Source organism: Pseudomonas sp. EA_65y_Pfl2_P74 (genome assembly GCF_963970575.1).
GTDB lineage: Bacteria > Pseudomonadota > Gammaproteobacteria > Pseudomonadales > Pseudomonadaceae > Aquipseudomonas > Aquipseudomonas baetica_A.
The window spans coordinates 67,004-81,004 of the sequence record NZ_CAXAOQ010000019.1 but is presented as its reverse complement, the minus strand read 5'-3'; the positions used below and the strand labels follow the sequence as shown (position 1 = coordinate 81,004).

Below are 14,001 nucleotides of genomic sequence, written 5' to 3'. Positions count from 1 at the left end.
AGGAAACAAGGCAATGAAATAGGGAAGACATAAGTTAGCTGGCTTACGAAAAATGCTAAGACGCATTTGTCATAATTATTTCATCCTTGATGCACCCGCGTTATATCCGTTTGCCACCACTCGTCTGCATCCTTCTCCATTCGTGCCCTCGAACGCAAGTCCCGGCTGTTTCAGTTCATTTACGTCCTCACATTGCAATTTCCAGTCGCTGTCTATACTCGCCATTGAATGGAGTTAGCTGATGACGCCCGACTGCCCACGCAGCAAGGCCCGGCGATTCAAGTTCGTAGTCTGATGCAGCCGCTCCCTTGCCGCAGGCGTTGCGCCTACGGGATAACAAGAACGATAAGGGGAACCCGCAATGATGCGACATCCACACGTCTGGATGGGCCTCCTGTTGTGGTCGATTTTCAGCCAGGCTAATGCGGCCTGGACTGTGAATATGGCGCCTGGAGCGACTGAGATCAGTCACGCAGTATTCGACCTGCACATGACCATCTTCTGGATCTGTGTGGTGATCGGGGTCATCGTCTTCGGCGCCATGTTCTGGTCGATGATGGTGCACCGCCGTTCTACCGGGCAGGTCGCCGCAAAATTCCACGAAAGCACCACCGTCGAGATTCTCTGGACCATCGTGCCGTTCCTGATTCTGGTGGCGATGGCCGTGCCGGCGACCGCCACCCTGATCAAGATGTACGACACCAGTGAGCCGGATATCGATATCCAGATCACCGGGTATCAGTGGAAGTGGCACTACAAATACCTGGGCCAGGACGTTGAGTTCTTCAGCAACCTGGCCACCCCCGCCGAGCAGATCCATAACAAGGAAGCCAAGGGCGAGCACTACCTGCTTGAGGTCGACAAGCCGTTGGTGCTGCCAACCGGGGCCAAGGTGCGCTTCCTCGTAACCTCAGCCGACGTCATCCACTCATGGTGGGTGCCGGCCTTCGCAGTCAAGCGCGATGCAATCCCTGGGTTCGTCAACGAAGCCTGGACGCGCATCGACAAGCCCGGCATTTACCGTGGCCAGTGCGCCGAATTGTGCGGCAAGGATCACGGCTTCATGCCGATCGTGGTCGAGGTCAAGGAAAAGGCCGACTACGACAAGTGGCTCGCCGAGCGTAAGGCCGAGGCCGCGCAGCTCAAAGAGCTGACCAGCAAGGAATGGACCCTCGACGAGCTCAAGGAGCGCGGCGACAAGGTCTATCACACCACCTGCGTAGCCTGTCACCAGGCCGAAGGCCAGGGCCTGCCGCCGATGTTCCCGGCGCTCAAAGGCTCGAAAATCGCCACAGGGCCGAAAGAAGGTCACCTGAGCATTGTCTTCCACGGCAAACCCGGCACCGCCATGGCGGCGTTCGGCAAGCAACTGTCGGAAGTCGATATCGCAGCGGTCGTGACTTACGAACGTAACGCCTGGGGCAACAACAAGGGCGACATGGTCACGCCAAAAGAAGTGCTGGAGCTGAAACAGGCGCAAAGCAAATGAGCCGGTCTATCGCGTACTTCGTGAACCGGCCGGGGCAGCGCGCCCCGGCCAGCCCCGTCCACTCAAGTAAAGGAGACCGGCCATGAGCGCTGTCATCGACGACCACGGTCATGCCGACCACGCCCACGGCCCCGCCAAAGGCCTGATGCGCTGGGTGCTGACCACCAACCACAAGGACATCGGCACGCTGTACCTGTGGTTCGCGTTTTCCATGTTCTTGCTGGGCGGCTCGTTCGCCATGGTGATCCGCGCCGAGCTGTTCCAGCCCGGATTGCAGATCGTCGAACCGGCGTTCTTCAACCAGATGACCACCATGCACGGTCTGGTGATGGTTTTCGGGGCGGTGATGCCGGCGTTCGTCGGCCTCGCCAACTGGATGATCCCGTTGATGATCGGCGCGCCGGACATGGCCCTGCCACGGATGAACAACTTCAGTTTCTGGCTGCTGCCGGCAGCGTTCCTGATCCTGGTGTCGACCCTGTTCACCCCCGGTGGCGGGCCGAACTTTGGCTGGACGTTCTATGCGCCGCTGTCGACCACCTACGCGCCGGAAAGCGTGACGTTTTTCATCTTCGCCATCCATTTGATGGGGATCAGTTCGATCATGGGCGCGATCAACGTGATCGCGACCATCCTCAACCTGCGCGCCCCCGGCATGACGTTGATGAAAATGCCGCTGTTCGTCTGGACCTGGCTGATCACCGCGTTCCTGCTGATCGCGGTGATGCCGGTGCTGGCCGGGTGCGTGACGATGATGCTGATGGACATTCACTTCGGCACCAGTTTCTTCAGCGCCGCCGGTGGCGGTGACCCGGTCTTGTTCCAGCATGTGTTCTGGTTCTTCGGCCACCCCGAGGTGTACATCATGATCCTGCCTGCCTTCGGTGCCGTCAGCTCGATCATCCCGACCTTCTCGCGCAAACCGCTGTTCGGCTACACCTCGATGGTCTACGCGACGGCGAGCATCGCGTTCCTGTCGTTCATTGTCTGGGCGCACCACATGTTCGTGGTCGGCATTCCGCTGGTCGGCGAGCTGTTCTTCATGTACGCCACACTACTGATCGCCGTGCCGACCGGGGTCAAGGTGTTCAACTGGGCGAGCACCATGTGGCAAGGCTCGCTGACCTTCGAGACGCCGATGCTGTTTGCCGTGGCGTTCGTGATCCTGTTCTCGATCGGCGGGTTCTCCGGGCTGATGCTGGCCATCGCCCCGGCGGACTTCCAGTATCAGGACACCTACTTCGTGGTGGCGCATTTCCACTACGTGCTGGTGCCGGGTGCGATTTTCGGGATCTTCGCCTCCACGTACTACTGGCTGCCGAAATGGACCGGCCACATGTACGACGAAACCCTCGGCAAGCTGCACTTCTGGCTGTCATTCGTCGGCATGAACCTGACCTTCTTCCCGATGCACTTTGTCGGCCTTGCGGGAATGCCGCGGCGGATTCCGGACTACAACCTGCAGTTCGCCGACTTCAACATGGTCTCCTCGATCGGCGCGTTCATGTTCGGCGCCACGCAGATCTTCTTCCTGTTCATCGTGATCAAGACCATTCGCGGCGGGCCGCCGGCACCGGCCAAACCATGGGATGGCGCCGAAGGCCTGGAGTGGAGCGTGCCATCACCGGCGCCGTATCACACCTTTACTACGCCGCCGGAAGTGAAATGAAACGCCTTGCCTTTGTGGGAGGGGGCTTGCTCCCACAGGGGTTCTCGGTTGAGGGCTGGAACCATGGCTGACTCGATTTCGTTGAAGAAACTGGTCACCCGCCTGCTCGGCGTGGTGGTGGCGATGTTTGTTTTCGGTTTCGCCCTGGTGCCGATCTACGACGTGATGTGCAAAGCCTTGGGTATCAATGGCAAGACCGCCGGGCAGTATGAGGGCGAGCAGGTCGTCGACACTTCGCGGCAGGTGCGCGTGCAGTTTTTGTCGACCAACAACGTCGACATGCCGTGGGACTTCTACCCCAAGCACGACGAGCTGACGGCCAACCCCGGGGCGGTCAACGAGATGATCTTTATCGCCCGCAACCCCACCGACAAACCAATGAGTGCGCAAGCCGTGCCGAGCATCGCGCCGAGCAACGCGGCGGCGTATTTCCACAAGACCGAGTGCTTTTGTTTTACCCAGCAGGTGCTGCAGCCCGGTGAACAGATCGAGATGCCGGTGCGTTTCATTGTTGACCGCGACATGCCCAAGGATGTGAAGCACCTGACGCTGTCCTACACGCTGTTCGATATCACCGCCCGACATCCACCGGTGGCTGTACACACTGGCGGTTAAGCGTGCCCGATAAGGAGAACAATAAATGGCAACTCATGAGCACTATTACGTCCCGGCCCAGAGCAAATGGCCGATCATCGCCACGTTCGGCATGGCCATCACCATGTATGGCCTGGCCACCTGGTTCAACGATCTGAAGGCTGCACGCCCGGAATCCCACGGGCCGTACATCTTTTTCGTCGGCGGACTGTTACTGGCGTACATGCTGTTCGGCTGGTTCGGGGTGGTGATCAAGGAAAGCCGTGCGGGGCTCTACAGCTCGCAACTCGATCGCTCGTTCCGCTGGGGCATGAGTTGGTTCATTTTCTCCGAGGTGATGTTCTTCGCCGCCTTCTTTGGTGCGCTGTTTTACGTGCGTCACATCTCCGGCCCGGCGCTCGGCGGTGAAGGCCCCAAAGGCATTGCCCATATGCTGTGGCCGAACTTCCAGTTCACCTGGCCGCTGCTGCACACCCCGGATCCGAAACTGTTCCCGCCACCCAAGGAAGTCATCAGCCCGTGGGGCCTGCCGCTGATCAACACGATTCTGCTGGTCAGCTCCAGCGTGACCATCACCATCGCCCACCACGCCTTGAAGAAGGGCCATCGCGGCGCGCTGAAAATCTGGCTGGCGATCACCGTGCTGCTGGGCTGCGCGTTCCTCGGCTTCCAGGCTGAGGAATACATGCACGCCTACCACGAACTGGGCCTGACACTGGGTTCGGGCATTTATGGCGCGACGTTCTTCATGCTCACCGGTTTTCACGGCGCCCACGTGACCATCGGCACGATCATTCTGTTTGTGATGCTGATGCGGATCATGAAGGGCCACTTCGACAACGAGCACCAGTTCGGCTTCGAAGCGGCGAGCTGGTATTGGCACTTCGTCGACGTGGTGTGGATCGGCTTGTTCGTTTTCGTTTACGTGCTCTGAGAATCAGCACTACCAAGGCGCATGCGACACCAGTTGGCCGCTGTAAAAGCCCCAGGCGATCAAGCCGACGGTGGCAGCGGCCAACGCCACCCGAACACTCAAGGCGATGACCAGGCGATTGGAACTGCTGTCGTCCTTGACCAGGAAAAACAGGCCGCTGAACAGGCTGATCACCGTGGCAATCAGCATCAGGACGATGGCTGTTTTGAGCATGGGAAGACTCCGGGGGACAGGCGATGTGTTTGAGTATAGCGATCACGACGACTGACTTTGTGGCGCGGCCATGATGCGCTTCCGTCCGGGCGTCATACCGACGGTGGTGGTGGCGTTGTTGCTGCCGTTGCTGGTGTCGCTGGGCTTCTGGCAACTGGGCCGTGGCGCAGCGAAAACCGCCCTGCTCGCCAGTTATGCCGAACGTCGTGCCGCTGATCCTATGGCCAGCGGCGAGTTGCTGCACAGCGCCGACCCGGCCTATCGCCGCGTACACCTTTATGGCCAGTTCGATACCGCCCACAGCCTGCTGCTCGACAACCGCCAGCGCAACGGCAAGGTCGGCGTCGAGTTGCTGCAACCGTTTCAGGATCAGCGCACGGGATTGTGGCTGCTGGTCAATCGCGGCTGGCTGCCGTGGCCGGACCGACGCGTACCGCCGCAATTCACCACGCCTACCCAGGCGCTGAACATCGACGCCTGGGTCTACGTCGCCCCCGGCGCAACCTTCCAGCTGCACGCCGACCCGGTCAGCAATACCTGGCCGCAAACCATCACCGCCGTCGAGCCGGCCAGGCTGTGGAAAACCCTCGAGCGCGACGGCTTCGCTTATGAATTACGCGCCGAGCCCGGCCCGGCCAGCTACGAGGCCGACTGGCCGGTGGTTGCCATGGGCCCGGAAAAACACCTCGGTTACGCCGTGCAGTGGTTCGCCATGGCCACCGCCCTGCTCGGTCTCTATGTCTACCTCGGCTGGCACAACGCAAAGGAGAAACACCATGGGAACGGCCATGAATCCACCCAGCATGTCTGAGGCGAAACCTGCCGCCAGCCGTCGTCGCGGACGCCTTCAACTGCTGCTGATTGTGCTCGGCGTGGTCGGCCCGATGATCCTCGCCACCGGCATGTACAAATTGCAGTTCTGGGTGCCGGAAGGTCGCAGCTATCACGGCGAACTGATCGGCAACGGCCAGACCCGCGCCGACCTTGGCGTGCAGGCCGATGAAGAGCGCTGGCAGATGCTGGTGACCGCGCCGAAAGATTGCGCGGTGGATTGCCAGCAACTGGTGTACCTGGCGCGACAAATCCAGATCGGCCTGGGCCGCGATGCCGGCCGTGCCAGCCACGCCCTCGCCGCCGCGCAACCGCTGAGCACCGACTATCAAGCCAAACTCAGCCGCGAATACCCGCAATTGCAGCGCTATCGGCTGGACGCCGCCGTGTTCAGCAAAACGACGGGCGACAAGGTCACGCCGCAACTGTGGATCATCGACCCCCACGGCAACCTTGTGCTGCGTTACGACCCGAAGGTGAAGGGCAAGGACCTGCTCAACGACCTGCGCCACCTGCTGAAACTGTCGAACATCGGATAAGGGCATCGTCATGGCCAAACCTGGATTTCGCCTCGCGCTGTTTGCCACCCTGCTGGCACTGATTGTCGTGCTGCTTGGCGCCTACACCCGCCTGACCCACGCCGGCCTCGGCTGTCCGGACTGGCCGGGCTGCTACGGGTTTATCAGCGTGCCGAAAAGCGAAGCCCAACTGGCCCATGCCGAACTGCATTACCCCGACTCGCCAGTGGAGGCGCACAAGGGCTGGAACGAGATGATCCACCGCTACTTCGCCGGCACCCTTGGCCTGCTCATTTCGATTCTGGCCGGGCGTGCGTGGGTCAACCGTCGTCATCCGGGACAACCGTTGAAGCTGCCACTGTTTCTCCTGGCGGTGGTGTTCGCGCAAGCGGCGTTCGGCATGTGGACGGTGACGCTCAAGCTCTGGCCGCAAGTGGTCACCGGGCATTTGCTCGGCGGCTTTGCGACGCTGAGTCTGTTGTTTTTGCTGACCCTGAGATTGTCCGGCGTGCTACCGGCGCTGACCGTGCCCAAACGTCTGCAATATTGGGCGACTGCCGGATTGTTGCTGGTGATCGGCCAGATCGCGCTCGGTGGCTGGGTCAGCTCCAACTATGCGGCAGTCGCCTGCATCGACTTCCCGACCTGCCACGGCCAATGGCTGCCGCCCGCCGACTTCGCCAACGGTTTTCACCTGACTCAACACATCGGCCCCAATTACCTGGGCGGACAACTCGACAGCGATGCGCGCACGGCGATTCACCTGACTCATCGCATCGGCGCGCTGCTGGTGACGCTGGTGCTGCTCGGCCTGGCCTGGCAACTGAAAGTGGTCGGCATGACGCGGCTGGCCGGGCTGGTGCTGATCGCCCTCGGCGCACAAATCACGCTTGGCATCAGCAACGTGATGTTCCATCTGCCACTGCCGGTGGCCGTGGCGCACAACGCCGGCGGCGCAGCGCTGTTGCTGACTTTGGTGCTGGTCAATTATCACGCGCGCACCAGTCTGGTCCGGGTCAAGCAGCCGGTGCTTGCGCGCTGGCGCCTGAGCCCACGTAAACACTGCGCTGCGCCCATCACCCTAAAAGGAGAAACGCCATGGCGATTCTGATTGGCGAACGTCCCACTCAGGCGATCTGGCGTGATTATCTGGAACTGACCAAACCAAAAGTCGTGGTGTTGATGCTGATCACCTCGCTGGTCGGCATGTTCCTCGCGACCCGCGCCGGGGTGCCGTGGACGGTGCTGGTGTTTGGCAATCTGGGTATTGCGCTGTGTGCCGGTGGCGCGGCGGCGGTCAATCATGTGGTGGATCGGCGTATCGATGCAGTGATGGCGCGCACGCACAAACGGCCATTGGCTGAAGGTCGCGTCTCGCCAGTAGCGGCGTTGACCTTTGCACTGGTGCTGGCCTTACTTGGTCAGGCGATTCTCCTGACCTTTACCAATGCGCTGACGGCGTGGCTGACGCTGGCCTCGTTGCTCGGTTACGCGGTGATCTACACCGGTTTTCTCAAACGCGCGACGCCGCAGAACATCGTCATCGGCGGCCTCGCCGGCGCCGCGCCACCGCTGCTCGGCTGGACCGCTGCCACCGGCCATGTCAGCGCCGAACCGTTACTGCTGGTGCTGATCATCTTCGCCTGGACCCCGCCGCACTTCTGGGCACTGGCGATCCACCGCAAAGAGGAATACGCCAAGGCCGATATACCGATGCTGCCGGTCACCCACGGCGAGCACTACACCAAGGTGCACATTCTGCTGTACACCTTCGCCCTGCTCGCGGTGAGCCTGCTGCCGTATGTGATCCACATGAGCGGCGTGTTGTACCTGATCTGCGCCCTCGGCCTGGGTGCAAGGTTTCTGCAATGGGCCGTGGTGCTGTACCGTGGCACTCGGCCGCACGCGGCGATCAACACCTTCAAGTACTCTATTTATTACTTGTTCCTGTTGTTCATCGCCCTGCTCGTAGACCACTACTTACTGTTGAACCTATGACTCGAACCCAGAAAACCGTCTTCATCCTCGTCGCCGTGATCGCGCTGATCCTGGGACTTACCGTTAACAAAGTGCTGAGCGGCAAGGGCCAGGGCGACCCCACCGCGCTGATCGACGCCGGCATCATCCTGCTGCCGCAGAGCCGCACCCTGCCGGACGTGACGATGACCGATCAGGACGGCAAACCGGTCGCGATCAATGAGCTCAAAGGCAAGTGGAGCCTGTTGTTCTTCGGCTACACCTTCTGCCCGGACATCTGCCCGACCACCCTCGCCCAACTGCGGCAGATCAAGAGCGAGTTGCCCAAAGAGGCTGTGGATAAGTTGCAGATCGTGCTGGTCAGCGTCGACCCGAATCGCGATAACCCGAAGCAGTTGAAGCAGTACCTGGGCTACTTCGATCCACAGTTCATCGGCCTGACGCCGAACTCGATCGAGGAGCTGCAGAAAGTCGCCAACGCGGTGAGCATTCCGTTTATCCCGGCCGATACCAGCAAGCCCAATTACACGGTTGATCACAGCGGCAACCTGGCGGTGATCGGGCCGGACGGGACACAGCGCGGGTTTATTCGGGCACCGTTGAACAACGCCAAGCTTGTCGCGCAGTTGCCAGTGATGCTTAACCGCAAGTAAAGACACCACGGTTCCCTGGTGGGAGCGGGCGTGCTCGCGAAGGCGTCAGTCCAGCCAAGCTCTCTACTGACTGACACACCGCTTTCGCGAGCAAGCCCGCTTCCACAGGGGCCATATTCCAGGCAAAAAAAGGGGCGCATCGAATGCGCCCCTTTTTTCATTGCCGCGTTCTGAATCAGAACGCCGGCAATACCGCGCCTTTGTACTTCTCGGTGATGAATTGCTTCACTTCTGGGCTGTGCAACGCCGCAGCCAGTTTCTTCATCGCGTCGCTGTCCTTGTTGTCCTCGCGGGACACCAGGATGTTCACGTAAGGCGAGTCATTGCCTTCGATCACCAGCGCGTCCTTGGATGGATCAAGCTTGGCTTCCAGCGCGTAGTTGGTGTTGATCAGCGCCAGGTCGACCTGAGTCAGCACGCGCGGAATGGTCGCGGCTTCCAGTTCACGGATCTTCAGGTCTTTCGGGTTTTCGACGATGTCTTTGACGGTCGACAGGATGTTGTTCGAATCCTTCAACTTGATCACGCCAGCCTTGGCCAGCAGCAACAGCGCACGGCCGCCGTTGGTGGCGTCGTTCGGGATCACCACGTTAGCGCCGCTTGGCAGGTCTTTGAGATCCTTGATCTTGCTGGAGTAAGCGCCCAGCGGCTCCAGGTGCACGCCGGTCACAGCCACCAGGTGGGTGCCCTTGGCCTTGTTGAACTCATCGAGGTACGGCTGGTGCTGGAAGAAGTTGGCGTCCAGACGCTTTTCCGCGACCTGCACGTTCGGCTGAACATAGTCGGTGAAGACTTTGACCTTCAGGTCCACGCCTTCTTTGGCCAGCGCCGGCTTCACGAACTCGAGGATTTCAGCGTGCGGCACCGGAGTGGCGGCTACGGTCAGGGTTTCTTCTGCCTGGGCCGAAAAAGCCGCCACGGCGGCGAGGGCAACGATCAGTTTTTTCATTCAGCTAACTCCATTTGAGGCACCCGCTTGCGGCGCCTGCCAGCGAATGGCCGGCTCATTTATTAATGACGAAACCGGTTACTTGCGCGAGAAATGCACGACCAGTCTGTCACCTACCATTTGCAACATTTGCACCAGGATCAACAGCAAGACCACGGTGACGATCATCACGTCAGTCTGGAAACGCTGATAGCCGAAGCGGATCGCCAGGTCACCCAGACCACCCGCGCCCACGACACCGGCCATGGCCGTGTAGGACACCAGAGTAATCGCCGTCACCGTAATCGCCGCGAAGATCCCCGGACGAGCCTCAGGCAGCAAAGCGTTGACGATGATCTGCCGGGTCGTCGCGCCCATCGACTGGGTCGCTTCGATGATGCCGCGATCGACTTCACGCAGGGCGGTTTCCACCAGACGCGCGAAGAACGGCGTGGCACCCACCACCAACGGCGGAATCGCACCGGCCACGCCCAGCGACGTGCCGGTGATCAGCACCGTGAACGGGATCATCACGATCAACAGAATAATGAACGGCAGCGAACGCAGAATGTTCACCGCCAGCGACAACATGGCGTAGACGCCTTTGGCTTCGAGTAACTGACGCGGGCTGCACAAGAACAGCAACACGCCCAGCGGCAAACCGAGCAGCACGGTGAACAGCAGCGAACCGCCGAGCATCAGCAGGGTGTCGCCCGTCGCCAGCCAGATTTCAAACCAGTCGATGTTTTCGAAGAAAGTCTTGAGCAGTTCCATTAACGCAGCACCTCCATGTGAACGTCAGCGGCGGTGAAGCGGGCGAACGCCGCTTCCATGTCGCCACCGGTGACGGCGAGGGTCAATTGCCCGTACGGAATGTCTTTGATGCGATCGATGCGACCGGCGAGGATGCTGTAGTCGACCCCGGTTTCCCGGGCGACGGTACCGAGCAACGGCGCGTAGGTCGCTTCGCCCTGGAAAGTCAGACGCACGATGCGACCCGGCACATGCGCGAAGTCATCGCGCTGTTCGTTGTCGTCGATCTGCTCGCTTTCCTGCACGAAACGCTTGGTGGTCGGGTGCTGCGGATGCAGGAACACATCGGCCACCGAACCTTGCTCGACGATCACGCCGGCATCCATCACGCCAACCTGATCGCACACGCGACGGATCACATCCATCTCGTGGGTGATCAGGACGATGGTCAGTTTCAGCTCGCGATTGATCTCGGCCAGCAGTTGCAGGACCGACGCGGTGGTCTGCGGGTCAAGGGCGCTGGTGGCTTCGTCGCAGAGCAGAATCTTGGGTTTGGTCGCCAGGGCGCGGGCAATGCCGACGCGCTGCTTCTGGCCGCCGGACAATTGCGCCGGGTACTTCCTGGCGTGATCGGACAGACCGACCCGCGCCAGCAACTCAGCCACGCGCTTGTCGATTTCACTGCTCGACAATTCGCCCGCCAGGGTCAGCGGCAGCGCCACGTTGTCGGCCACCGTCTTGGATGCCAGCAGGTTGAAGTGCTGGAAGATCATCCCGACTTGCTGACGGAAACGACGCAGGCCGTTGGCGTCCAGCGCGGTGACTTCTTCGCCGTCGACGAAGATCTTGCCGCCGCTGGAATCTTCCAGGCGATTGATCAGACGCAGCAGGGTACTTTTGCCCGCACCGGAATGACCGATCAGGCCGAAGACCTGACCATTCTCGATCGAGAGGCTGGTCGGGTGCAGGGCGGGAATGTCCTTACCGGCGACGCGGTAAGTCTTGTGGACGTTTTGAAACTCGATCACGTAGCGAACCTTGTGGGGCGCGTTAGAAAAGGATCAGCGTTTAGCCGGGCGCGCATTTTAGCCTGTCCGTATAGAGGTTCTTAGCATTTATTTCTCAATTAACCTTCGATTTGGCAATAACAAGATCAAAGGTCATAAAAAAGGAACGCTCAAAATCCTCGTCAGTCACTAGGTAAGCGACTTGAAAACCCTGGGTGCCGTGCCCGGGAACCACTCAAGAGCCCCCGGCAAGCCTCGGGGTCAAACGAGGAGTTTACGTCTGATGAGCAGTAAGAAGCCCACCGCTGACAAAAGCCAACTGGCCGGAACCGATACCAAGGATCGCGCCAACACCAACGCCAAACTCGACAGCCTGGAGAAGTTTCGCTCCGACGCCACCGGCCAGGCCCTGCGCACCAATCAGGGCGTAAAAATTGCCGACAACCAGAACACCCTGACGGCCGGCGCCCGCGGGCCGTCGCTGCTCGAAGATTTCATCATGCGTGAAAAGATCACGCACTTTGACCACGAGCGGATTCCAGAACGCATCGTCCACGCCCGCGGCACCGGGGCTCACGGCTTCTTTCAGGCCTACGAGAATCACGCCACGCTGACCAAGGCTGGCTTCCTACAGGATCCGGGGAAGAAAACTCCGGTGTTCGTGCGCTTTTCCACGGTGCAGGGGCCACGCGGCTCTGGCGATACCGTACGTGACGTACGCGGTTTCGCGGTGAAGTTCTACACAGATGAGGGCAACTTCGATCTGGTCGGCAACAACATGCCGGTGTTTTTCATTCAGGATGCGATCAAGTTTCCCGACTTCGTCCATGCGGTGAAACCCGAGCCCCACAACGAAATCCCTACCGGCGGTTCGGCCCATGACACTTTCTGGGATTTCGTCTCGCTGGTCCCGGAATCGGCGCACATGGTCATTTGGGCGATGTCCGACCGGGCGATCCCCAAAAGCCTGCGCAGCATGCAGGGCTTTGGCATCCACACCTTCCGTTTGATCAACGCCGAAGGCAAATCGCGCTTCGTCAAATTCCACTGGCGCCCTACCGCCGGCACTTGCTCGCTGGTGTGGGATGAGGCGCAGAAACTCGCCGGCAAGGACACGGACTATCACCGTCGCGACCTTTGGGAATCGATCGAGATGGGCGACTACCCGGAATGGGAACTGGGCGTGCAGGTCATCGAGGAGGAAAACGAGCACGACTTCGATTTCGACATCCTCGACCCGACCAAGTTGATCCCCGAAGAAATCGTGCCGATCACGCCGCTGGGCAAAATGACCCTCAACCGCAATCCGGACAATTACTTTGCCGAGACTGAACAGGTTGCGTTCTGTCCGGGCCACATCGTCCCGGGAATCGACTTTTCCAATGATCCATTGCTACAAGGTCGGCTGTTTTCCTACACCGATACGCAAATCAGCCGACTCGGCGGGCCGAACTTTCATGAACTGCCGATCAATCGCCCGGTGGCGCCGTTCCACAACGGTCAGCGCGATGCTCAGCACCGCACGGTGATCGACAAGGGCCGTGCGTCCTACGAGCCGAACTCGATTGATGGCGGCTGGCCGAAAGAAACTCCGCCGGGCGCGCAGGACGGTGGTTTCGAGAGCTATCCGGAACGCATTGACGCCAACAAGATCCGCCAGCGCAGCGAGTCGTTCAGCGATCACTTCTCTCAAGCACGGTTGTTCTTTCACAGCATGAGCAAGCATGAGCAGGAACACATCATTTCTGCTTACAGCTTTGAGTTGGGCAAGGTCGAGCGCGAATTCATCCGTGCGCGGCAGGTGAACGAAATTCTGGCCAACATCGATCTGGAACTGGCCAAGCGAGTGGCCGAGAACCTCGGTTTGCCGGCGCCAGCCAAAGGCACGATTGAGGTGCGCAAAACGTCACCGGACCGATCCCCTGCACTGAGTCAGGCAAATCTGTTGCCGGAGAACATCAAGACGCGAAAAGTAGCCATTCTTGCGGCCAACGGCGTCGATGGTGCGGCGATTGATGCCATGAAGAAAGCGCTTGAAGCTGAGGGGGCACACGCCAAACTGCTCGGGCCGACGTCGGCACCCGTCAAAACCGCTGATGGCAAAAGCCTGCCGGTGGATGCCTCGATGGAAGGTATGCCGTCGGTGATCTTTGATGCGGTGTTCGTGCCGGGTGGCGCGGCATCGATCAAGGCGTTGAGCGGTGACGGCGTGGCGTTGCACTACCTGCTGGAGGCGTACAAGCATTTGAAGGCGATTGCGTTGCAGGGTGACGCCAAGCAGTTGCTGAATGTGCTGAAGCTGGAGGCGGATGCCGGGCTGCTTGAGGGCAAGGATGTTGGTGCGCTGACCAAACCGTTCTTTGCCGCGATCGGGCAGCATCGGGTTTGGGCGCGCGAGCCCAAGGCGAAAGCCATTGCGGCCTAAAAGTCATTCA

General features: G+C 60.2%; 14 protein-coding genes. 10 read left to right on the top strand and 4 right to left on the bottom strand.

Features of this window, described 5'->3' with window-relative positions; all coding sequences use genetic code 11:
* Positions 1–361 precede the first annotated feature (361 nt).
* The 4 genes from coxB to AACY18_RS16695 all read left to right on the top strand — a co-directional run bounded on the left by coxB (position 362) and on the right by AACY18_RS16695 (position 4,686).
* Positions 362–1,489 (top strand): cytochrome c oxidase subunit II, encoded by a 1,128-nt coding sequence (gene coxB / locus AACY18_RS16710; RefSeq protein ID WP_221732288.1) that lies wholly within the window; start codon positions 362–364, stop codon positions 1,487–1,489.
* 82 nt (positions 1,490–1,571) lie between these two features.
* Positions 1,572–3,158, top strand: a complete 1,587-nt coding sequence (ctaD, locus tag AACY18_RS16705; protein ID WP_339432386.1) for a cytochrome c oxidase subunit I — start codon at positions 1,572–1,574, stop codon at positions 3,156–3,158.
* Positions 3,159–3,221: 63 nt separating this feature from the next.
* Positions 3,222–3,773 carry a cytochrome c oxidase assembly protein gene (locus AACY18_RS16700; protein ID WP_339432385.1) on the top strand — a complete coding sequence of 184 codons (552 nt, stop codon included), beginning with the start codon at positions 3,222–3,224 and terminating at the stop codon, positions 3,771–3,773.
* Between the two features lie 25 nt (positions 3,774–3,798).
* Positions 3,799–4,686 carry a cytochrome c oxidase subunit 3 gene (locus tag AACY18_RS16695; RefSeq protein ID WP_339432384.1) on the top strand — a complete coding sequence of 296 codons (888 nt, stop codon included), beginning with the start codon at positions 3,799–3,801 and terminating at the stop codon, positions 4,684–4,686.
* Between the two features lie 9 nt (positions 4,687–4,695).
* On the opposite strand, the gene AACY18_RS16690 is transcribed toward AACY18_RS16695, so the two are convergent.
* Positions 4,696–4,899 (bottom strand): twin transmembrane helix small protein, encoded by a 204-nt coding sequence (locus tag AACY18_RS16690; protein ID WP_007911731.1) that lies wholly within the window; start codon positions 4,897–4,899, stop codon positions 4,696–4,698.
* A gap of 70 nt (positions 4,900–4,969) precedes the next feature.
* Between AACY18_RS16690 and AACY18_RS16685 the strand changes: the two genes are divergently transcribed.
* From AACY18_RS16685 to AACY18_RS16665, 5 genes are read left to right on the top strand one after another with little or no spacing between them, the layout of a single operon-like run.
* Positions 4,970–5,710, top strand: coding sequence for an SURF1 family protein (locus AACY18_RS16685; protein ID WP_339465420.1), 741 nt, complete (start codon positions 4,970–4,972; stop codon positions 5,708–5,710).
* On the top strand, positions 5,676–6,269 hold the full coding sequence (locus AACY18_RS16680; protein ID WP_339465419.1) for a hypothetical protein: 594 nt from the start codon (positions 5,676–5,678) through the stop codon (positions 6,267–6,269). Before AACY18_RS16685 ends, AACY18_RS16680 begins: the two co-directional genes overlap by 35 nt.
* A 10-nt stretch (positions 6,270–6,279) precedes the next feature.
* Complete coding sequence (locus AACY18_RS16675; protein WP_339432381.1) at positions 6,280–7,359, top strand: COX15/CtaA family protein; 1,080 nt, start codon at positions 6,280–6,282, stop codon at positions 7,357–7,359.
* Positions 7,347–8,246: a heme o synthase gene (gene cyoE, locus AACY18_RS16670; protein WP_339465418.1), complete on the top strand. Its 900-nt coding sequence runs from the start codon at positions 7,347–7,349 to the stop codon at positions 8,244–8,246. The genes AACY18_RS16675 and cyoE overlap by 13 nt, the downstream gene beginning before the upstream one ends.
* Entirely contained in the window at positions 8,243–8,878 is a 636-nt protein-coding gene (locus AACY18_RS16665; protein ID WP_339432379.1) for an SCO family protein, read from the top strand. Before cyoE ends, AACY18_RS16665 begins: the two co-directional genes overlap by 4 nt.
* 175 nt (positions 8,879–9,053) lie before the next feature.
* Here the strand turns inward: AACY18_RS16665 and AACY18_RS16660 are convergent, their stop codons facing one another.
* From AACY18_RS16660 to AACY18_RS16650, 3 genes are all read right to left on the bottom strand, one after another.
* Complete coding sequence (locus tag AACY18_RS16660; RefSeq protein ID WP_339432378.1) at positions 9,054–9,827, bottom strand: MetQ/NlpA family ABC transporter substrate-binding protein; 774 nt, start codon at positions 9,825–9,827, stop codon at positions 9,054–9,056.
* A 78-nt stretch (positions 9,828–9,905) separates the two neighbouring features.
* Complete coding sequence (locus tag AACY18_RS16655; protein WP_339465417.1) at positions 9,906–10,580, bottom strand: methionine ABC transporter permease; 675 nt, start codon at positions 10,578–10,580, stop codon at positions 9,906–9,908.
* A complete protein-coding gene (locus AACY18_RS16650) occupies positions 10,580–11,587 on the bottom strand; it encodes a methionine ABC transporter ATP-binding protein (protein ID WP_339432377.1) in 1,008 nt (335 codons plus the stop codon). Before AACY18_RS16650 ends, AACY18_RS16655 begins: the two co-directional genes overlap by 1 nt.
* Positions 11,588–11,849: 262 nt before the next feature.
* Between AACY18_RS16650 and katE the strand changes: the two genes are divergently transcribed.
* Positions 11,850–13,991, top strand: coding sequence for a catalase HPII (gene katE / locus AACY18_RS16645; RefSeq protein WP_339465416.1), 2,142 nt, complete (start codon positions 11,850–11,852; stop codon positions 13,989–13,991).
* Positions 13,992–14,001 lie beyond the last annotated feature (10 nt).